Annotated in this window: 21 protein-coding genes; 13 read left to right on the top strand and 8 right to left on the bottom strand. The window is 62.3% G+C overall.

Features of this window, described 5'->3' with window-relative positions; translation table 11 throughout:
- The first annotated feature begins 26 nt into the window (after positions 1-26).
- Positions 27-359 (top strand): DOPA 4,5-dioxygenase family protein, encoded by a 333-nt coding sequence (locus CAF70_RS00320; protein ID WP_085621420.1) that lies wholly within the window; start codon positions 27-29, stop codon positions 357-359.
- A 120-nt stretch (positions 360-479) separates the two neighbouring features.
- Here the strand turns inward: CAF70_RS00320 and trpA are convergent, their stop codons facing one another.
- The gene (trpA, locus tag CAF70_RS00315; RefSeq protein ID WP_085621419.1) at positions 480-1,289 is read right to left on the bottom strand and encodes a tryptophan synthase subunit alpha; all 810 of its coding nucleotides are present in this window, start codon (positions 1,287-1,289) and stop codon (positions 480-482) included.
- Positions 1,286-2,503, bottom strand: a complete 1,218-nt coding sequence (gene trpB, locus CAF70_RS00310) for a tryptophan synthase subunit beta (RefSeq protein ID WP_015268451.1) — start codon at positions 2,501-2,503, stop codon at positions 1,286-1,288. The genes trpA and trpB overlap by 4 nt, the downstream gene beginning before the upstream one ends.
- 110 nt (positions 2,504-2,613) lie before the next feature.
- Between trpB and CAF70_RS00305 the strand changes: the two genes are divergently transcribed.
- Positions 2,614-3,510 (top strand): LysR family transcriptional regulator, encoded by an 897-nt coding sequence (locus tag CAF70_RS00305; protein ID WP_085621418.1) that lies wholly within the window; start codon positions 2,614-2,616, stop codon positions 3,508-3,510.
- Here the strand turns inward: CAF70_RS00305 and CAF70_RS00300 are convergent.
- Positions 3,507-3,830 (bottom strand): YqjD family protein, encoded by a 324-nt coding sequence (locus CAF70_RS00300; protein ID WP_085621417.1) that lies wholly within the window; start codon positions 3,828-3,830, stop codon positions 3,507-3,509. The genes CAF70_RS00305 and CAF70_RS00300 overlap by 4 nt on opposite strands.
- Positions 3,831-3,980: 150 nt before the next feature.
- Here CAF70_RS00300 and CAF70_RS00295 point away from each other — a divergent pair, with 150 nt between their 5' ends.
- Together CAF70_RS00295 and CAF70_RS00290 are read left to right on the top strand one after the other, a co-directional pair.
- Positions 3,981-4,196 (top strand): dodecin, encoded by a 216-nt coding sequence (locus CAF70_RS00295; RefSeq protein WP_013970282.1) that lies wholly within the window; start codon positions 3,981-3,983, stop codon positions 4,194-4,196.
- 101 nt (positions 4,197-4,297) lie between these two features.
- A complete protein-coding gene (locus CAF70_RS00290; RefSeq protein ID WP_085621416.1) occupies positions 4,298-4,519 on the top strand; it encodes a DUF1161 domain-containing protein in 222 nt (73 codons plus the stop codon).
- A 99-nt stretch (positions 4,520-4,618) separates the two neighbouring features.
- Here the strand turns inward: CAF70_RS00290 and CAF70_RS00285 are convergent, their stop codons facing one another.
- The gene (locus CAF70_RS00285) at positions 4,619-5,623 is read right to left on the bottom strand and encodes an LLM class flavin-dependent oxidoreductase (RefSeq protein ID WP_085621415.1); all 1,005 of its coding nucleotides are present in this window, start codon (positions 5,621-5,623) and stop codon (positions 4,619-4,621) included.
- 152 nt (positions 5,624-5,775) lie between these two features.
- Between CAF70_RS00285 and CAF70_RS00280 the strand changes: the two genes are divergently transcribed.
- Positions 5,776-6,201, top strand: coding sequence for an OsmC family protein (locus CAF70_RS00280; protein ID WP_085621414.1), 426 nt, complete (start codon positions 5,776-5,778; stop codon positions 6,199-6,201).
- A 73-nt stretch (positions 6,202-6,274) separates the two neighbouring features.
- On the top strand, positions 6,275-6,508 hold the full coding sequence (locus tag CAF70_RS00275; protein ID WP_085621413.1) for a DUF1161 domain-containing protein: 234 nt from the start codon (positions 6,275-6,277) through the stop codon (positions 6,506-6,508).
- 116 nt (positions 6,509-6,624) lie between these two features.
- Here CAF70_RS00275 and CAF70_RS00270 read toward each other — a convergent pair whose 3' ends face one another.
- Both CAF70_RS00270 and CAF70_RS00265 read right to left on the bottom strand, forming a co-directional pair.
- Entirely contained in the window at positions 6,625-7,038 is a 414-nt protein-coding gene (locus CAF70_RS00270) for a hypothetical protein (protein ID WP_085621412.1), read from the bottom strand.
- A gap of 55 nt (positions 7,039-7,093) precedes the next feature.
- Positions 7,094-7,507, bottom strand: a complete 414-nt coding sequence (locus CAF70_RS00265; RefSeq protein WP_085621411.1) for a hypothetical protein — start codon at positions 7,505-7,507, stop codon at positions 7,094-7,096.
- Positions 7,508-7,592: 85 nt separating this feature from the next.
- Here CAF70_RS00265 and CAF70_RS00260 point away from each other — a divergent pair, with 85 nt between their 5' ends.
- A complete protein-coding gene (locus CAF70_RS00260; protein WP_085621811.1) occupies positions 7,593-8,666 on the top strand; it encodes an aminopeptidase in 1,074 nt (357 codons plus the stop codon).
- Positions 8,667-8,798: 132 nt separating this feature from the next.
- Here the strand turns inward: CAF70_RS00260 and CAF70_RS00255 are convergent, their stop codons facing one another.
- Both CAF70_RS00255 and CAF70_RS00250 read right to left on the bottom strand, forming a co-directional pair.
- Complete coding sequence (locus tag CAF70_RS00255) at positions 8,799-9,449, bottom strand: HAD family hydrolase (protein ID WP_085621410.1); 651 nt, start codon at positions 9,447-9,449, stop codon at positions 8,799-8,801.
- Between the two features lie 121 nt (positions 9,450-9,570).
- Positions 9,571-10,119 carry a gamma carbonic anhydrase family protein gene (locus CAF70_RS00250; protein ID WP_085621409.1) on the bottom strand — a complete coding sequence of 183 codons (549 nt, stop codon included), beginning with the start codon at positions 10,117-10,119 and terminating at the stop codon, positions 9,571-9,573.
- Between the two features lie 102 nt (positions 10,120-10,221).
- Between CAF70_RS00250 and prlC the strand changes: the two genes are divergently transcribed.
- The 6 genes from prlC (at position 10,222) to trbC (ending at position 17,599) form a co-directional block, all read left to right on the top strand.
- Positions 10,222-12,273 (top strand): oligopeptidase A, encoded by a 2,052-nt coding sequence (gene prlC, locus CAF70_RS00245; RefSeq protein WP_256573235.1) that lies wholly within the window; start codon positions 10,222-10,224, stop codon positions 12,271-12,273.
- Complete coding sequence (locus tag CAF70_RS00240) at positions 12,270-12,551, top strand: YheV family putative zinc ribbon protein (protein WP_085621407.1); 282 nt, start codon at positions 12,270-12,272, stop codon at positions 12,549-12,551. The genes prlC and CAF70_RS00240 overlap by 4 nt, the downstream gene beginning before the upstream one ends.
- A gap of 111 nt (positions 12,552-12,662) precedes the next feature.
- On the top strand, positions 12,663-14,657 hold the full coding sequence (locus CAF70_RS00235) for a M3 family metallopeptidase (protein ID WP_085621406.1): 1,995 nt from the start codon (positions 12,663-12,665) through the stop codon (positions 14,655-14,657).
- A 77-nt stretch (positions 14,658-14,734) separates the two neighbouring features.
- A complete protein-coding gene (locus CAF70_RS00230; protein ID WP_085621405.1) occupies positions 14,735-15,793 on the top strand; it encodes a PA0069 family radical SAM protein in 1,059 nt (352 codons plus the stop codon).
- Positions 15,794-16,232: 439 nt separating this feature from the next.
- Positions 16,233-17,189 (top strand): P-type conjugative transfer ATPase TrbB, encoded by a 957-nt coding sequence (gene trbB, locus CAF70_RS00225; RefSeq protein WP_256202908.1) that lies wholly within the window; start codon positions 16,233-16,235, stop codon positions 17,187-17,189.
- A gap of 14 nt (positions 17,190-17,203) precedes the next feature.
- Positions 17,204-17,599: a conjugal transfer system pilin TrbC gene (gene trbC, locus CAF70_RS00220; protein WP_085621403.1), complete on the top strand. Its 396-nt coding sequence runs from the start codon at positions 17,204-17,206 to the stop codon at positions 17,597-17,599.
- Positions 17,600-17,602: the final 3 nt, after the last annotated feature.

Genomic DNA, 17,602 nt, shown 5'->3' with positions numbered 1-17,602 from the left:
TGGTTGGACCGCAATCAGGAGTTATCGTGCAGAGGATCAAGGGTTACCACGCCCATGTTTACTACAACGCAGCGACCATGGACCAGGCCCGTGAACTGTGTGAAGAGGCGGCGCGTCTGTTTCCCGTGAGCATGGGGCGCATGCACCAGAAACCCGTGGGGCCGCACCCGGACTGGAGCTGCCAGCTGGCGTTCGGGCCGGAGGTGGTGGGGGTGGTGTTGCCGTGGTTAGCGTTGTATCGGAAGGGGTTGGTGGTGTTCATGCACCCGCTGACCGGGGATGAACTGGCGGACCACCGGGACCATGCGATCTGGATGGGGGCTGTAAGGCCTTTGGATCTGTCGATTTTTGGGGGCTAGAGTTGTGTAGCCTGCACCGGCCTCTTCGCGGGCGCGCCCGCTCCCACAAGGACGGCGCAGCCCATGAGAGCGGCGCGGTCACTGTGGGAGCGGGCATGCCCGCGAAGCAGACGATGCGGCTCAGCGACGAGCGCCGCGCACCCCTTCAGCCAGTGCCGAGCACAGGCTCAATACATCACTCACCGCCTGCTCGGCACTCTTGGCCTGGGCAATCTTGTCGACCAGCGCCGAGCCCACCACCACGCCGTCAGACAGGCGGGCAATGGCCGCAGCCTGCTCCGGCGTACGAATGCCAAAACCAACGCTGATCGGCAGATCGGTATGCCGACGCAGGCGGGCAATGGCTTCGGTCACGTGCTCGGTGGTCGCCGAGCCAGCGCCGGTCACACCGGCTACCGACACGTAGTAGACAAATCCGGAGCTGCGCTCCAGCACGCGCGGCAGGCGCGCGTCGTCGGTGGTCGGAGTGGTCAGGCGGATGAAGTCGATGCCTGCGGCCTGGGCCGGGGTCGCCAGCTCGGCGTCGTGCTCTGGCGGCAGGTCGACGATGATCAGGCCATCGACGCCGGCTTGCTTGGCTTCGGCGACGAACTTTTCCACGCCAAAGCGGTGGATCGGGTTGTAGTAGCCCATCAGTACGATCGGTGTGGTCTGGTTATCCACACGGAATTCGCGAACCATCTGCAAGGTCTTGGCCAGGGTCTGGCCGGCTTCCAGGGCACGCAGGGTGGCCAGCTGGATGGCCACGCCGTCGGCCATCGGGTCGGTGAAAGGCATGCCCAACTCGATCACGTCGGCACCGGCAGCCGGCAGGCCCTTGAGGATCTGCAGCGAGGCGTCATAGCCCGGATCGCCCGCGGTGACGAAGGTGACCAGTGCCGAGCGGCCTTCGGCCTTCAGCTCGGCGAAGCGTTGTTCAAGACGGCTCATGCCTGTTTCTCCTGGGCGGCCATGTGGTTCATGACGGTTTGCATGTCTTTGTCGCCGCGGCCCGACAGGCACACGACCATCAGGTGGTCCTTGGGCAGCTTCGGTGCGCGCTTGATCGCCTCGGCCAGGGCGTGGGAGCTTTCCAGGGCCGGGATGATGCCTTCCAGGCGGCAGGTGGCGTGGAACGCATCCAGCGCTTCGTCGTCGGTGATGCTGACGTACTCGACACGCTTCACTTCGTGCAGGTAGGCGTGCTCCGGGCCGATACCCGGGTAGTCCAGGCCGGCGGAAATCGAGTGGGCGTCGGTGATCTGACCGTCTTCGTCCTGCAGCAGGTAGGTGCGGTTACCGTGCAGCACGCCCGGTACGCCACCATTCAGGCTGGCCGCGTGCTTGTCGGTGTGCACGCCGTGGCCACCGGCTTCGACACCGATGATCTGCACGCTGGGTTCTTCGAGGAATTCATGGAACAGGCCCATGGCGTTGGAACCACCGCCGACGCAGGCTACCAGGCTGTCTGGCAGGCGGCCTTCCTTCTCTTGCAGCTGGGCGCGGGTTTCCTTGCCGATGATCGACTGGAAGTCGCGGACCATGGCCGGGTACGGGTGCGGGCCGGCGACGGTGCCGATCAGGTAGAAGGTGTCTTCTACGTTGGTGACCCAGTCGCGCAGTGCCTCGTTCATGGCGTCTTTCAGGGTGCCGGTGCCGGCGGTGACCGGGACGATTTCGGCGCCCAGCAGTTTCATGCGGAACACGTTGGCCTGCTGGCGCTCGATGTCGGTGGCGCCCATGTAGATCACGCAAGGCAGGCCGAAGCGGGCCGCGACGGTAGCGGTGGCCACGCCGTGCATGCCGGCGCCGGTTTCGGCGATCAGGCGCTTCTTGCCCATGCGCTTGGCCAGCAACACCTGGCCGATGCAGTTGTTCACCTTGTGCGCGCCGGTGTGGTTGAGCTCTTCACGCTTGAAGAAGATCTTCGCGCCGCCGCAGTGCTCGGTCAGGCGCTCGGCGAAGTACAGCGGGTTGGGGCGGCCGATGTAGTCGCGCTGGAAGTAGGCCAGCTCTTCGAGGAACTTGGGGTCTGCCTTTGCCGCTTCGTATTCGCGAGCCAGGTCCAGCACCAGTGGCATCAGGGTTTCGGCCACGTAGCGGCCGCCGAACGAGCCGAACAGGCCGTTGGCGTCGGGGCCGGGGCGGTATTGGGACTGGGTCATGGGGCGCTCCAGGGCGTAATGAATGAGTGATGGGCTTTACTCTAACCACGGCACGCCCGGCTGAAAACCGATAAGATTGCGCAAACTTGTCAGAAAAACTCACAGGTACCATGGCCCACGACCTCCCTCCCCTCAACGCCCTGCGGGCCTTCGAGGCCACCGCCAGGCTTAACAGCGTCAGCCAGGCGGCGGAAGCGCTGCATGTCACCCATGGCGCCGTCAGTCGGCAGATCAAGGTGCTTGAAGAGCACCTGGGCGTAGCGCTCTTCGTTAAGGACGGGCGTGGCATCAAACTCACAGATGCCGGCATACGCCTGCGCGATGCCAGTGGCGAAGCCTTCGACCGCTTGCGCAGCGTGTGCGCCGAGCTCAGCCGCGACGTCAGCGAGGCGCCATTCGTGCTGGGCTGCTCGGGCAGCCTGCTGGCGCGCTGGTTCATCCCGCGATTGGGGCGGCTGCAGGCGGACTTGCCTGAACTGCGCCTGCACCTGTCGGCCGGTGAAGGGGACCTGGACCCGCGACGGCCAGGGCTGGATGCGCTGCTGGTATATGCCGAGCCGCCATGGCCGATGGACATGCAGGTGCATGTACTGGCCGAGGAACGCATCGGGCCGGTGCTCAGCCCGCATTTCGCCGGTTTCGAGCGCTTGCAGGCTGCGCCGGCCAAGGCCTTGCTGGGCGAAGCCTTGCTGCACACCACCTCCCGCCCGCAGGCTTGGCCCACCTGGGCGCTGGAACAGGGGCTGGAGCCGGCGGCCCTTCACTATGGCCAGGCTTTCGAGCACCTGTATTACCTGCTGGAAGCTGCCGTGGCCGGGTTGGGTGTGGCGATTGCGCCGCAGCCTCTGGTCGCCGATGACCTGCGGGCGGGCCGTTTGAGTGCGCCATGGGGTTTTTCACCTACCCCTGCGGCGCTGGCCCTGTGGGTGCCCAGACGCGCCGCGGACGGGCGCGCCGAGCAGTTGGCGCAGTGGTTAAGGGCGGAACTGGCGCGCCAGGGCGCTTAGTTACGTTTGCACATCAGGTACGCCGCCAGCAGGCCCAGTGCGCCGATGGCAACACCCGCAGTGGTGTACGGGTGTTCCTGGGCGTAATCACGGGTGGCGATGCCCGTCTGGCGGGTCCGCTGCTTCACTTCCTCGTAGGCATCGCTCAGCAGGCTACGGGAATGCCGAAGGGCGTTTTCGGCGTTGCTGCGGATGGCCTTCACCGACTTCTGGGATTCTTCCGACGCGTCATGCTTGAGGTTCTCCAGGCTTTTCAGAAGGCTCTCGATTTCGGCTTCCATGCTTTCCAGGGACGTTTTACGCAGCGAATTGCGGTGCATATTGACTCTCCTTCGCGTTGTGGGCTGTAGAGGTTGCGACTGCCAAGCGAAGCGAAAGTGCGATCGAACTTTCGCCTAGGGTGACCGCTCGCAGGTAAACCCGGCCTGCGCTGCTAGGCTCAATTTCACCATCATCCAAGGAGAGCGCTCATGACCGATCATCACACCTACAAGAAGATCGAACTGGTGGGGTCTTCGACCACCAGCATCGAAGAGGCGATCAACAATGCCCTGGCCGAAGCCGGCAAGAGCATCAAGCATCTGGAGTGGTTCGAAGTGATAGATACCCGTGGCCATATCCGCGACAACAAGGCGGCGCACTTCCAGGTCACGCTGAAGGTCGGCTTCCGTATCGCCAATAGCTGAAACACTGCCGGGCTGGATGAGCCCGGCATGATGGGGTATTCAGGAAAGGGGCGCCTTGGCGGGTGCCCTTTCTGATTTCATCTGCACAAGGAAAGCGAGTGATGAACAAACTGATTCTGGCGCTGGGCCTGATGACCCTGGCCGGTGGTGCGCTGGCAGCAGGCAAGCCGTGTGAGGAGCTCAAGGCAGAAATTGCGGCCAAGCTGGATGCCAAGGGGGTCACCGGCTACAAGCTGGAGATCGTCGACAAGGGTGACCCGGCCGGCAAGGTGATCGGAACCTGCGAGGCGGGTACCAAGGAGATTGTGTACCGCCGCGGTTAACGCGTTGGCTTCTTCGCGGGCTCGCCCGCTCCCACAGGGGCTGCACAGGTTTCAGCATCTGTGCAGTCCCTGTGGGAGCGGGAAAGCCCGCGAAGAAGGTCACGCGGTCTTGAGCGCCTGCGCCATCAGTTCATAGGACCGGATCCGGTCCGCATGCTCATACAAATCACAGGTAAAGATCAGCTCATCGGCGCCGGTCTGCTCCAGCAGCACCTCAACCTTGGCCCGCACTTTCTGCGGGCTGCCGATCATCGCCAGGCCGAGGAAGCTGCCCACCGCGTCCCGCTCATGGGGTAGCCACAGCCCATCCATGCTTTCCACTGGCGGCTTTTGCATCAGGCTCTGCCCGCGAATCAGCGCGAGGATGCGCTGGTACACGGAGGTGGCCAGGTACTCGGCCTTTTCGTCAGTTTCTGCCACTACCATGGGAATGCCCAGCATCACATACGGCTTGTCCAATGTGGTCGACGGCTTGAAGTGGTTGCGGTACACGCGGATCGCCTCATGCATCAGGCGTGGTGCGAAGTGCGAGGCGAAGGCGTAGGGCATGCCGCGCATACCCGCCAACTGGGCGCTGAACAGGCTGGAACCCAGCAGCCACATGGGCACACCGGTGTCGTGCCCAGGCACAGCGATCACTTTTTGATCATCGGTACGCGGGCCAAGATAGCGTGACAGTTCCTCGACATCATCCGGGAAGTCATCCGGGCCGCCAGCGCGGTCGCGACGCAGGGCGTAGGCAGTCATCTGGTCGGAGCCCGGCGCGCGGCCCAGCCCGAGGTCGATACGCCCCGGATACAGGCTGGCCAGGGTGCCGAATTGTTCGGCGATCACCAGCGGCGCATGGTTGGGCAGCATGACCCCGCCAGAGCCCACGCGAATGCTCGAGGTGCCCCCGGCCAGGTAGCCGATCAGCACCGAAGTCGCCGAACTGGCGATGCCGTCCATGTTGTGGTGCTCGGCTACCCAGAAGCGGTTGTAGCCAAAGCGCTCGACGTGCTGCGCCAGGTCCAGGGAGTTGCGCAGCGACTGCGCCGGGCCGGCATCGGCGCGTACCGGCACCAGGTCGAGGGTGGAAATCTTCAGGTCACGCAACTGCGTCATGGAGCCTCCGCAAAGGTGTTTGGCCACAGGCCTTTTCAACTCTGTATGGGCACATTCGCCGGATTCAATGCTTGCCGTGCGATTGCTCTGAACTTGCTGTAGGCGGCTGGCCTCTGAAGCCTTAAGTATGTAACCCGAGACCAGGAGGCATCATGAAAAAGACAGCATCGGCGATCTGGCAAGGTGGCCTTAAAGACGGCAAAGGCCTGCTTTCTACCGAAAGTGGTGCGCTCAAGCAGAACCCCTACGGCTTCAACACCCGTTTCGAGGGCTCGCCAGGGACCAACCCGGAGGAGCTGATCGGCGCGGCGCACGCTGGCTGCTTCTCGATGGCACTGTCGATGATGCTGGGCGAAGCGGGGTTCACCCCGGACAGGATTGACACCGCTGCCGAAGTGACGCTCGACAAGCAGGCTGACGGCTTTGCCATTACCGCAGTGCACCTGGTACTCAGGGCCAAGGTGCCCGGGGCGAGTGAAGCGCAGTTCTTGCAGATTGCCGAGAAGGCCAAGGCCGGGTGCCCGGTGTCCAAGGTGCTGAACGCGAAGATCAGCCTTGATGCGGCGTTGGTGGGTTGAAGCAGTGCAATGAGGGCGGTTTGTTGTAGTCTAGACAGCGTCGGCAGCACGCTGCCCTTTCAGGAGCCGTTTCATGATTCGCGTCGCAATCGCCGTGTTGGCTTCCCTGGTCGCCACGTCTACGCTGGCGGCGGTCAAGCCGTGCGAAGAGCTCAAAGCCGAGATCGAGGCCAAGATCCAGGCCCAGGGGGTTTCGTCCTATACCCTGGAAATCGTGCCCAACAGTGAGGTCAAGGACCCGAACATGGTCGTCGGGACCTGTGATGGTGGGACCAAAAAAATCATTTATCAGAAGAATGATCGGTGAGTCCTGGAGCCTGGGGCCGCTTTGCGGCCCATTCGCAGCGCAAGGCTGCTCCTACAGGAAATACGCGATCTTTGTAGCAGCCCTATGCTGCGAATGGGCTGCGAAGCGGCCCCCGATCAAGGAATGCAGAACACCTCGCTAGGTTCGTTCACCACCACCTTGCGGCTGCCGTCATACAGCAGCACCTGCGGCTCCATCACCGGCGCCCGTGCCTCCAGGCGATAGCGCTCACCGGCCTTGAAGTTGTCAAAACGCACGGTCAGGTAGCAGGTACGGTCCCTGGGCTGGGTCGTGAGGCTACCCCCCTTGATCTCATAATCGAAGCGCACTACCAGTTCGTGCTTGCCCGGCGTCACCTGGAAGTAACGGCCATCCTCCAGGCGTTTGCCATCAAGGCGGTCGGCCATGATCACCCTGCCGGGGGTTATGGTGTACAGGTCGACCCAGGCCTGCTTGGGGTCGACGGGCGGCAAGGGGCTGGCGCAAGCCCCCAGTGCACTGAGGGCGATCAGCATCATGGGCTGGCGCATGGCAAGACTCCCGCTTGCGATTTACACGCTACAAGCATAGCGCCGTTTGTGTGTTTCAGGTGCGCTGGCAGCCTGCAGGCAGGCCTTGGCCAACCAGTTTCTGCTGATGGTCGTAGAGTTTGATCCAGGGGCGGAAGCCGATGCTGCCAGCCTGCAGCTGGTAGCGCTGGCCGGCACTGAAATCCTTGAAGGTCAGCTTGACCTGGCAATCCCGCCACAAAGGCTCCTCGACCGGGCCGATATTGCTTGGGGTAACCGGAAACTGGTAGCGCACGGTCAGCTCGTGGCTGCCGGGCGGTACTTCGAAGTAACGGTTGTCGGCCCAGTCGCGTTCATCTACCTGCACGGCGTGCAGCGAGGTGTTGTCGTAGGGCGTGAGGTCGATCCAGGCCTGGTTCGGGTCCGGGTCTGGCAGGGTCGAACAGGCGGATATCAGCAACAGTGAGCTGGTGACCAACAGTGCACGCATGGCGAAACGCCCCCTTGGCGAGATAGTCTTGGCGTGAATCGGCCATGAGCGAGTCAGACAGTTGCGGATGCTTCGACTTATTCTTGTGCAGCGCTCAGGCCCTGGGCCACTCGACCTCGTTTTTAGCCGTTTGGTTCCCCTGCTGGCGGTGCTCCTGCTGAACGGTTGCAGCAGCGTGGCCTACTATGGGCAGCTGGCCGAGGGCCAGTTGCAGCTGCTACGCGCACGGCAGCCGGTGGAGCAGGTAGTGGCCAACCCGGCCACTTCAACGCAATTGCGCGCACGACTGGAGCACGCCAGGCAGGCGCGGTTATTTGCCAGCCAGCAGCTGAAGCTGCCGGATAACCGCAGCTACCGGGTGTATGCCGACATTGGCCGGCCCTATGTGGTGTGGAACGTGTTCGCCACCCCCGAGCTGTCGTTGCAGCCAGTGACGCACTGCTTCCCGATCGCGGGGTGTGTGGCCTACCGCGGCTATTACCAACAAGGCGCGGCGCGTGGGGCGGCAGCGCTGATGCGCCAGGAGGGCATGGATGTGTACGTGGGCGGCGTGGAGGCTTATTCGACGCTGGGCTGGTTCGACGACCCGATTCTGTCATCGATGGTGGGCTGGAGCGACGAGCGCCTGGCCACACTGATCTTCCATGAGCTGGCCCACCAGCGCTTCTATGTGCAGGACGATACCGAGTTCAACGAGTCGTTTGCCTCCTTCGTCGAACAGGAAGGCACGCGGCAATGGCGCGTGGCGCGTGGCCTGGCTGCTTCTGACGGGGAGCGGGGGAAGCAGCGTGAGCAGTTCATTCGGCTGGTGCTGGCCAGCCGCGAGCGGCTGCAGGCGATTTATGCAGGGCCTCTGGGTGATGTGCAGAAGCGGGCTGCCAAGCAGGCGGAGTTCGAACGTCTAAGGCGGGAATACCGGCAGGTGCGTGATGCCCAGTGGGGTGGTGACAAGCGCTATGACGCCTGGATGTATGGGCCGATGAGCAATGCCAAGTTGTTGCCGTTCGGGCTGTATGACCAGTGGGTGCCGGCGTTTGCGGTGGTGTTCGGCGAGGTTGGCGGGGACTGGCGGCGGTTTTACGAGCGGGTTGAGCAACTGGGAAGGTTGCCGATCGCTGAAAGGAAGGCTGTGTTGCAGAGGTTGATGGCTAACCTGTGAGTTTTTGGGGCCGCTTTGCGGCCCATCGTCGGCAAGCCAACTCCCACCCCGACCGCACCGATTTCAAGTCATGCGCAGTACCTGTGGGAGCTGGCTTGCCGGCGATGGGCTGCAAAGCAGCCCCCATGGCCATCAAGCCTTGAGAAATGCCTGATGCATCTCGGCCAAGGTAGCAAAGTGGAATGCCGGTTCTTCCGCCATCAGCTCTTCCTGGCTACCAAACCCGTACCCCACCGCCACTGCCTGCAAACCATTGCTGCGTGCACCGATCAGGTCATGCTTGCGATCGCCGATCATCAGCGTCTGCGCCGGGTCCAGGCGCTCCTCATCCAGCAGGTGGCGAATCAGCTCGACCTTGTTGGTGCGCGTGCCGTCCAGTTCACTGCCATAGATCACCTTGAAGTGGTGGTCGAAGGCAAAGTGACGGGCGATTTCGCGAGCGAATTTCCAAGGTTTGGAGGTGGCAATATACAGCGTGCGGCCTTGGCCGCTCAGCGCTTCGAGCAGCTCCGGCACACCGTCGAACACCAGGTTTTCGTACAGTCCGGTGACGCTGAAGCGTTCACGATAGAAGTTCACCGCATCCCAGGCCTTGGCTTCGTCGAAGTTGTAAAACTGCATGAAAGCCTGCAGCAGGGGTGGGCCGATGAAGTGTTCGAGGCGGGTCAGGTCCGGCTCGTCGATGCCTAGCTTGGCCAAGGCGTACTGGATCGAGCGGGTGATGCCCTGGCGCGGGTCGGTCAGGGTGCCGTCGAGGTCGAACAGGATGTTCTGCTGGTGCATTTACTGGGTTCCACTTGAGTGCTGCGTGGCCTGCTTCGCGGGCTCGCCCGCTCCCACAGGTACAGCGCTGGCCTGGAAGGCTCCACTAGACCTGTGGGAGCGGGCAAGCCCGCGAATGCGGTCATTCAGGTTGATCGTAGCCCTCGGCCAAATGCTGGTCCTTGAGCTTCACGTAATTGCTGGCGCTGTAGGAAAAGAACGCGCGCTCCTGGTCGTTCAGCAGCCGGGCCTGTTTCACCGGGCTGCCCATGTACAGGTAGCCACTGACCAGGCGCTTGCCTGGGGGCACCAGGCTGCCGGCGCCGATGATCACCTCATCCTCGACGATGGCGCCGTCCATGACGGTGCTGCCCATGCCGACCAGGATGCGATTGCCCAGGGTACAGCCATGCAGCATGACCTTGTGGCCGATGGTCACTTCGTCGCCAATGATCAGCGGGAAGCCGTCCGGGTTGAACGGGCCGGCATGGGTGATGTGCAGCACGCTGCCGTCCTGCACGCTGGTGCGTGCGCCGATACGGATGCGGTGCATGTCGCCGCGTACCACGGTCAACGGCCAGACCGAGCTGTCTTCACCGATTTCCACATCGCCCAGCACCACCGCCGACCGGTCGACGAAGGCCCTGGGCCCAACTTTCGGAGTGTGTTGCTGGAAGCTTCGGATGGCCATGATAGCGTCTCTCATCTGTGCCGATAGGCAGGCTGCCTGCTGCGGTCGGCGTCGATTGTAATTAAGATGGGGCAGTGTTTCTTCTGCCAAGGTATCCAAACCGTGAGTGCGAACAACCCGCTTCTGCAGTCCTACGATCTGCCGCCCTTCTCGCAAATCCGTGCCGAACACGTGTTGCCGGCGATCGAAGCGATCCTGGCCGACAACCGTAAAGCCATTGCCGAGATCCTCGAAAAGCAGGGCAAGAACCCTACCTGGGCCGGCCTGGTGCTGGCCATGGACGAACTGAATGACCGCCTGGGCGCCGCCTGGAGCCCGGTCAGCCACCTCAATGCGGTGTGCAACAGCGCACAACTGCGCGAAGCCTATGAGTCGTGCCTGCCGGCGCTGAGCGCCTACTCTACCGAACTGGGCCAGAACCGTGCGTTGTTCGAAGCCTACCAGGCACTGATCGCCAGCCCCGAAGCCGCCGGCTTCGACGTGGCGCAAAAGACGATCCTCGAGCACGCCCTGCGTGACTTCCGCCTGTCGGGTATCGACCTGCCGGCGGACAAACAGCAGCGCTATGCCGAAGTGCAGAGCAAGCTCAGCGAGCTGGGTAGCCGGTTCTCCAACCAGTTGCTCGACGCCACCCAGGCCTGGACCAAGCACGTTACCGACGAAGCCGCGCTGGCCGGCCTGACCGATTCGGCCAAGGCGCAGATGGCCGCCGCTGCCCAGGCCAAGGGCCTCGACGGCTGGCTGATCACCCTGGAGTTTCCCAGCTACTACGCGGTGATGACCTACGCCAGCGACCGTGCACTGCGCGAAGAGCTGTACGCCGCCTACTGTACCCGTGCCTCGGACCAGGGCCCGAATGCCGGCCAGTTCGACAACGGCCCGGTGATGCAGGAAATCCTCGGCCTGCGCCAGGAACTGGCCGAACTGCTGGGCTACAAGAACTACGCCGAGCTGAGCCTGGCCACCAAGATGGCCGAGTCCAGCGACCAGGTGCTTAGCTTCCTGCGTGACCTGGCCAAGCGTTCCAAGCCGTTCGCCGCCCAGGACCTTGAGCAGCTCAAGGCCTTTGCCGCCGAGCAGGGCTGCCCTGAGTTGGCCAGCTGGGACGCCGGCTACTTCGGCGAGAAGCTGCGTGAGCAGCGCTACAGCGTGTCGCAGGAAGCCCTGCGCGCCTACTTCCCGATCGACAAGGTGCTGGGCGGCTTGTTCAGCATCGTGCAGCGCCTGTACGGCATCGAGATCGCCGAGCTCAAGGGCTTCGACAGCTGGCACCCGGATGTGCGCCTGTTCGAGATCAAGGAAAACGGCCAGCAAATCGGCCGCTTCTTCTTCGACCTCTACGCCCGAGCCAACAAGCGTGGCGGCGCCTGGATGGATGGCGCGCGTGACCGTCGCCGCACTGCCGCTGGCCAGTTGCAGAGCCCGGTGGCCAACCTGGTGTGCAACTTCACCCCGGCCGCGCCCGGCAAGCCAGCGCTGTTGACCCACGATGAAGTCACCACCTTGTTCCACGAGTTCGGCCACGGCCTGCACCACATGCTGACCCGCATCGAGCATGCCGGCGTATCCGGCATCAACGGCGTGGCCTGGGACGCGGTCGAGCTGCCCAGCCAGTTCATGGAAAACTGGTGCTGGGAGCCGGAAGGCCTGGCACTGATCTCCGCCCACTACGAAACCGGTGCCCCCCTGCCCCAGGACCTGCTGGACAAGATGCTGGCGGCGAAGAACTTCCAGTCGGGCATGATGATGGTGCGACAGCTGGAGTTCTCGCTGTTCGACTTCGAGCTGCATGCCACCCATGGTGACGGCCGCAGCGTGCTGCAGGTGCTCGAAGGCGTACGCGACGAGGTGTCGGTCATGCGCCCACCGGCGTACAACCGCTTCCCCAACAGCTTTGCGCACATCTTCGCGGGTGGTTACGCGGCGGGCTACTACAGCTACAAGTGGGCCGAAGTACTTTCGGCTGACGCCTTCTCGCGCTTCGAGGAAGAAGGTGTGCTGAACGCCGAGACTGGTCGCGCCTTCCGCGAGGCGATCCTGGCACGCGGTGGTTCGCGCGAGCCGATGGAGCTGTTCGTCGATTTCCGTGGCCGTGAGCCTTCCATCGATGCCTTGCTGCGCCATAGTGGCCTGAGCGAGGACGCTGCAGCATGAGCGAGGTAGCCGTGAACAAGACCAAGAAACGCTTCATTGCCGGGGCGGTATGCCCGGCGTGCAGCGAACCCGACAAGTTGATGATGTGGAACGAAGACGGCGTACCGCACCGCGAATGCGTGGCCTGCGGCTTTACCGACACCCTCAACGAGCAGGGCTTGTCGGTGCCGAAGGAGCTCGGCACCCGGGTCAACCATCTGGAACCGAAAGCCGCGCCGGCCAAGGTACAGACGGTGCAGTTCTTCCCCAACCCGAAGCTGAAGAAGCCGGCTGAATAATGCTGTCGTGCCACCCGGGCTTGCATGCCCGGGTGGTAGATATTCAGGGCGCCCGCTCCACGCTTGCCATGCAAGCTCGCCTGCTCTTTTCTACGAGCAAGGTGTTGCACCATGGACAATCCCCTTCTGCAAAACAGCCACACCCCCGTCGATTATCCGTCGATCACGCTTCAAAACATGCAAGCTGCCTTCGACTACGTGCTGTTGGCACACGAGCAAGGTATCGAACGCATCATCCGCGACCAGCAGGCATTGCCAACCTGGGATGACATGGTGCTGGCGGTGGACGGGCTGGATAGCCAGCTGCTGGCGGTGTTGTATGCCGCCTCGCCATTGATTGGTCGGGATGAAACCTGGGCTGGGGCCATCTTCGACTTCTTCGCCAAGGCCACAGAGCGGTTTGAACGAAAGTTCACCAACTCCGCACTGCAAACCCTGTACGAGCGCTTGGCCAACAGCGACATCGGCAAGCAGCTGGATGCACAGAAACGCGCCACGTTGCGCTGGCATTTGCACAAGTTCGCCTCCACTGGTGCATTGCTCGACCCTGCAGGCAAGGTGCGTCTGGCCGAACTGCAGAAACAGATTGGCGCCGGGCGCGAGGCGTTTCGCAGCAACATAAACCGGCCAGGGCTGAGCATCTCGGATGAATCCGAACTGAGCGGTGTTCCTCTACGCATCCGTGAAGAGCTGGCTGCAAGGGCACAGGAGGCGGGTGAGCCGGGTTGGTTGATTGCCTGTGAAAGCGTGGCCACCGATGCCGTGCTCAAACATGCCGGCAATCGGCAACTGCGTGAGCGCGTGTACCGGGCTTACAACACCCGAGGCGTCGGCCTTGGCCTGCAGCAGGACAATCGCTCGCACCTGGAGCAACTGGCGAGGCTGCGGGAAGAAAAGGCCCACCTGCTCGGCTTTGCCAGCCATCTGGAGCAGAGCCTGCATGTAAAGAGCGCGGGTTCGGTTGCCCAGGTGCGCGGCTTTCTTCATGACCTGGCCGACCATGTGCGGCCGGCCATGCTGCAGTGGCGCGCAGACATGCAGCGCCAGGCCGCAGCCAAGGGGTTGGAGAATGTCCAACCCTGGGACATTGCCTACCTGCAGGCCTCGTCGCGCACGGAGCTTTCCACCGAAGCCTTGCGCGAATACTTCCCGCTGAATGCCGTGGTCAGCGCGTTGCAGCAGTTGGCGGAGAAGCTGTTTGGCGTGACGCTGCAGCCCAGGCCGCTGGCAACCTGGGATGACAGTGTGCAACCGTTCGAGGTGTGGCAGGACAACGCCTTGATCGGTTTCCTCTACCTGGACGCGGTACAGCATGCCAGCAAGGAGCCTGACTCGGTGTTCACCACCTATATTCGCAACCGCCGGGTCGATGCCGAGGGGATCTACCAGGCGGCCTCGGTGGTGGTCTACAGCGACGTGCCAGCAGCGCTGCCGGGTAGCCAGCCGTTGCTGGACCATCTGTCACTGCGCAAGCTGTTCCATGAATTTGGCCATGCCTTGCACCACTTGCTGGTGCGCACGACCAACCACGTTATGTCCAACGTCACCGAACTCGGTACCGATGGCGTAGAGCTGTTCGGCAAGCTGTTCGAGCGCTGGGTCTGGGACGCGGATTACCTGGTGGCGATCTCGTCGCACCAGCACGATGGTAGCCAGCTTACCCGGGCACGGGTCGATGAGTGCCTGCGTCGCTTGCGGCAGCAAGGCGTTGAGGAAACCGCGCGTGATCTGAGCCTGGCGTTGTTCGACCTGGACCTGCATGGCACGCCGAACGATGGCCGGTCCCTCGAACAGCGCCTGAGCGATGCCCGTGAGCGCTGTGGCTACTGGCCACTGGCTGATTTCGAACACCCGGCGCACGCCTTCGACCATCTGGTGAATGGCTACGATGCCGGCTATTACGCCTATCTGTGGTCGGATGTGCACGCCCTGGACCTGTTCACCCGCTTCGAGGCACAAGGCCTGCTGGATCGGGCCACAGGCCGGGCGCTGCAGGAGACATTGCTTGCCCCGGGGGCATCGCGCCCGTTGCGTGAAAGTATCGAGGTGTTCCTTGGTCGACAGGCGAGCCAGGAGCCTTACCTGCGTTGGCATGGCCTGAAGTGAGGGCACGCTGACCGGAGGTGCTGGCAGGATTCAGACATGCACGGTACTGTATATGAATACAGTATCCGGGGTAAGCCATGATTCCTCCAGCACCGCAAAAGGGCCGTGGCACGGCGCACAATCCGCACAACCGCTTTGCCCCCAGCCATTCGGTGGCTGAGGATGATGGCTGGTACCAGGAGGTGCCGCAAACCCAGGGCACCGAGGTGCGAGTCGAGACGGCCAAGTCGGTGATCAGCCGCAACACCTCGCCCGACCTGCCCTTCGACCGCTCCATCAACCCCTACCGTGGCTGCGAGCATGGTTGTATCTACTGCTATGCCCGCCCTTCCCACGCCTACTGGGACCTATCCCCCGGTCTGGATTTCGAGACCAAGCTGATTGCCAAGACCAACGCCGCCGAAGTGCTCGCGCAACAATTGAGTAAACCGGGTTATGTATGCGCACCGATCAACCTGGGTTCCAATACCGACCCGTACCAGCCAATCGAGCGGGAACAAATGCTGACTCGGCGCCTGCTTGAAGTGCTGCTGCGTTTTCGCCACCCGGTGACCATCGTCACCAAGGGTTCGCTGGTGTTACGCGACCTCGACCTGCTCGCCGAGATGGCCCGCCAGCGCCTGGCGCGGGTGATGATCAGCCTGACCACGCTGGACGATGACCTGAAACGGGTGCTGGAACCGCGTGCGGCGTCACCCAAGGCGCGCTTGCGAGCGATCCGCGTGTTGCGCGAGGCGGGGGTGCCCGTGGGCGTGTTGTGTTCGCCGATGATTCCAATGATCAACGACAGTGAACTGGAACGGTTGCTGGAGGCGGCCAGGGAGGCAGGTGCCCAGAGCGCGGCCTACATGATGTTGCGCCTGCCGCTGGAGGTGGCGCCGTTATTCGAGCAATGGCTTCAGGACCACTACCCGCAGCGGGCGGCGCATGTGTTGAGCCTGATTCGCCAGAGCCGCAGTGGCGAGCTGTATGACAGCCGATTTGGTGTGCGCATGCGCGGTGAAGGGGTATTTGCCGAATTGCTGGCTCAACGCTTCGCCAAGACCCTGCGCAAACTGGATTTCGAAGGGCGAGATTCCCAAGTACTTGACTGTACGAAGTTCAGTCCTCCAGGTAGCCAGTTGCCATTACTCTGATGGGTTGTTGGGCTTTGAATAGTTACGCGTGATCACAGTATGACCTTGATTGGTGAACTGCTCGAGTTCATGCGCAAGTCAGGTAAGAATACGTCGCGGTTAAATGTGAACTGCGTCATGTTTTTCTAGCAAAACGTGAAGGCAATTTCATTACGAATTGATGCGACAGAGCGCTAGAGCCTTGATTTACGCCCATTCAGAGCGGTCTTGGTGGGGCAGCATGGTGGCATTTTGGTACTAATTGTGTAGGAAAATTCGCTCCGGTAATCTCCGCGCCTTTCTAAAAGGCCGCTCATTGATCAGCAGAGTTTTTGCTCGATCGCCAGTTCGATGGAGCCAAAAAGGCTTCGATTCAGCCAAAGTTCGATGAGCTGCAGCAGGAAGCTTAAATGCCCTTCCCATGAACGGAGTCGGGCATCAATTTCATGGACGATTAAGTGTGGAAACTGCAGAAACTGCCAGCTTGAAAGATCGCGCCAGGAAAAAGCTGGAGCGCGATGCCGGCCCGCTCATCATTGATGCGCTCAACGATCCTCAGACCGTCGAGCTGATGTGCAATGGTGACGGCAAACTCTGGCTCGAGCAGTTAGGCCAGCCAATGAAACACATTGGCGACCTGCGCCCGGCGCAGGCCGAGTCCATCATCAAGACGGTGGCCGGCTTCCATGGCAAGGAAGTGACCCGCAGCAAGCCGCTGCTCGAAGGCGAATGGCCGCTGGACGGCTCGCGCTTCGCCGGCCAGCTGCCTCCGGTCGTGCGCGCGGCCACGTTCGCCATCCGCAAGAAGGCAGTGGCCATCTACACCCTCGACCAGTACGTCGAATCGTCGATCATGACGCCTGCCCAGTGCGATGCAATCAAGCGCGCCATCCGCGAGCACCGCAACATCCTGGTGATTGGTGGTACCGGTACCGGCAAGACCACCTTGGTCAACGCGGTGATCAACGAAATGGTCGTCGAGTTCCCCAGCGAGCGCGTGTTCATCATCGAGGACACCGGCGAGATTCAATGCGCGGCGAAGAATTTCGTGCAGTACCACACCACCGTGGACGTGAGTATGACTCACCTGCTGAAAACCTCCCTGCGCATGCGCCCGGATCGCATCCTGGTCGGTGAAGTGCGTGGCGAAGAGGCGCTTGACCTGATCGATGCCTGGAACACCGGCCACCCCGGTGGTGCGGCTACCTTGCACGCCAACAGCGCCAGCGAGGGGCTGACCCGCCTGAAATCCCTGGTTTCCCGCAACAAATCGGCCCCAGCCGAGATCGAGCCGCTGATTGGCGAAGCGGTTCATGTCGTCATTTCCATCGCCAGAACCCCAGAAGGCCGTCGCGTCCAGGAAATCCTCGAAGTTTCCGGGTACGAAAACGGCCGTTACCTCATGCGCAACCTTTAAGGAAAATATCGCACATGCAAGCCAACACTTCGCTGTTCCGCGTCAACGCCCAAACCTTTGGCTACCTGGCCTTCAGCTTCCTGATGCTGGCTGTGATGGTAGCTCCGGAAAGCGCCTTCGCCTCTTCCAGCACCGGCGGTTCGCTGCCCTATGAGAGCTGGCTGACCTCTCTGCGTCAATCGGTTACCGGCCCTGTCGCTTTCGCCCTGTCGATCATCGGCATCGTGGTCGCGGGGGGCGTCCTGATCTTCGGCGGCGACCTCAATGGCTTCTTCCGTACGTTGATCTTCCTCGTGCTGGTAATGGCACTGATCGTTGGCGCGAACAACATCATGACCACCTTCTTCGGCACCAGCGCCGAGCTGGCGCAGCTGCTGCCGCAGTATGGCCCGGTGCAAGGTCAGGTCTGAACC

Origin of the sequence: Pseudomonas sp. B19(2017) (assembly GCF_002113165.1) — a bacterium.
Lineage (GTDB): Bacteria > Pseudomonadota > Gammaproteobacteria > Pseudomonadales > Pseudomonadaceae > Aquipseudomonas.
The sequence above is the reverse complement of the archived record's forward strand: the minus strand, read 5'-3'. Positions and strand labels throughout refer to the sequence as shown.

What these genes read in the sequence shown, in the direction of transcription:
- trpA (WP_085621419.1), bottom strand. Translation starts at nt 1,289, where the DNA reads ATGAGCCGTCTTGAACAACGCTTCGCCGAGCTGAAGGCCGAAGGCCGC.
- trpB (WP_015268451.1), bottom strand. Translation starts at nt 2,503, where the DNA reads ATGACCCAGTCCCAATACCGCCCCGGCCCCGACGCCAACGGCCTGTTC.
- CAF70_RS00305 (WP_085621418.1), top strand. Translation starts at nt 2,614, where the DNA reads ATGGCCCACGACCTCCCTCCCCTCAACGCCCTGCGGGCCTTCGAGGCC.
- CAF70_RS00300 (WP_085621417.1), bottom strand. Translation starts at nt 3,830, where the DNA reads ATGCACCGCAATTCGCTGCGTAAAACGTCCCTGGAAAGCATGGAAGCC.
- CAF70_RS00295 (WP_013970282.1), top strand. Translation starts at nt 3,981, where the DNA reads ATGACCGATCATCACACCTACAAGAAGATCGAACTGGTGGGGTCTTCG.
- CAF70_RS00290 (WP_085621416.1), top strand. Translation starts at nt 4,298, where the DNA reads ATGAACAAACTGATTCTGGCGCTGGGCCTGATGACCCTGGCCGGTGGT.
- CAF70_RS00285 (WP_085621415.1), bottom strand. Translation starts at nt 5,623, where the DNA reads ATGACGCAGTTGCGTGACCTGAAGATTTCCACCCTCGACCTGGTGCCG.
- CAF70_RS00280 (WP_085621414.1), top strand. Translation starts at nt 5,776, where the DNA reads ATGAAAAAGACAGCATCGGCGATCTGGCAAGGTGGCCTTAAAGACGGC.
- CAF70_RS00275 (WP_085621413.1), top strand. Translation starts at nt 6,275, where the DNA reads ATGATTCGCGTCGCAATCGCCGTGTTGGCTTCCCTGGTCGCCACGTCT.
- CAF70_RS00270 (WP_085621412.1), bottom strand. Translation starts at nt 7,038, where the DNA reads ATGCGCCAGCCCATGATGCTGATCGCCCTCAGTGCACTGGGGGCTTGC.
- CAF70_RS00265 (WP_085621411.1), bottom strand. Translation starts at nt 7,507, where the DNA reads ATGCGTGCACTGTTGGTCACCAGCTCACTGTTGCTGATATCCGCCTGT.
- CAF70_RS00255 (WP_085621410.1), bottom strand. Translation starts at nt 9,449, where the DNA reads ATGCACCAGCAGAACATCCTGTTCGACCTCGACGGCACCCTGACCGAC.
- CAF70_RS00250 (WP_085621409.1), bottom strand. Translation starts at nt 10,119, where the DNA reads ATGGCCATCCGAAGCTTCCAGCAACACACTCCGAAAGTTGGGCCCAGG.
- CAF70_RS00240 (WP_085621407.1), top strand. Translation starts at nt 12,270, where the DNA reads ATGAGCGAGGTAGCCGTGAACAAGACCAAGAAACGCTTCATTGCCGGG.
- CAF70_RS00235 (WP_085621406.1), top strand. Translation starts at nt 12,663, where the DNA reads ATGGACAATCCCCTTCTGCAAAACAGCCACACCCCCGTCGATTATCCG.
- CAF70_RS00230 (WP_085621405.1), top strand. Translation starts at nt 14,735, where the DNA reads ATGATTCCTCCAGCACCGCAAAAGGGCCGTGGCACGGCGCACAATCCG.
- trbC (WP_085621403.1), top strand. Translation starts at nt 17,204, where the DNA reads ATGCAAGCCAACACTTCGCTGTTCCGCGTCAACGCCCAAACCTTTGGC.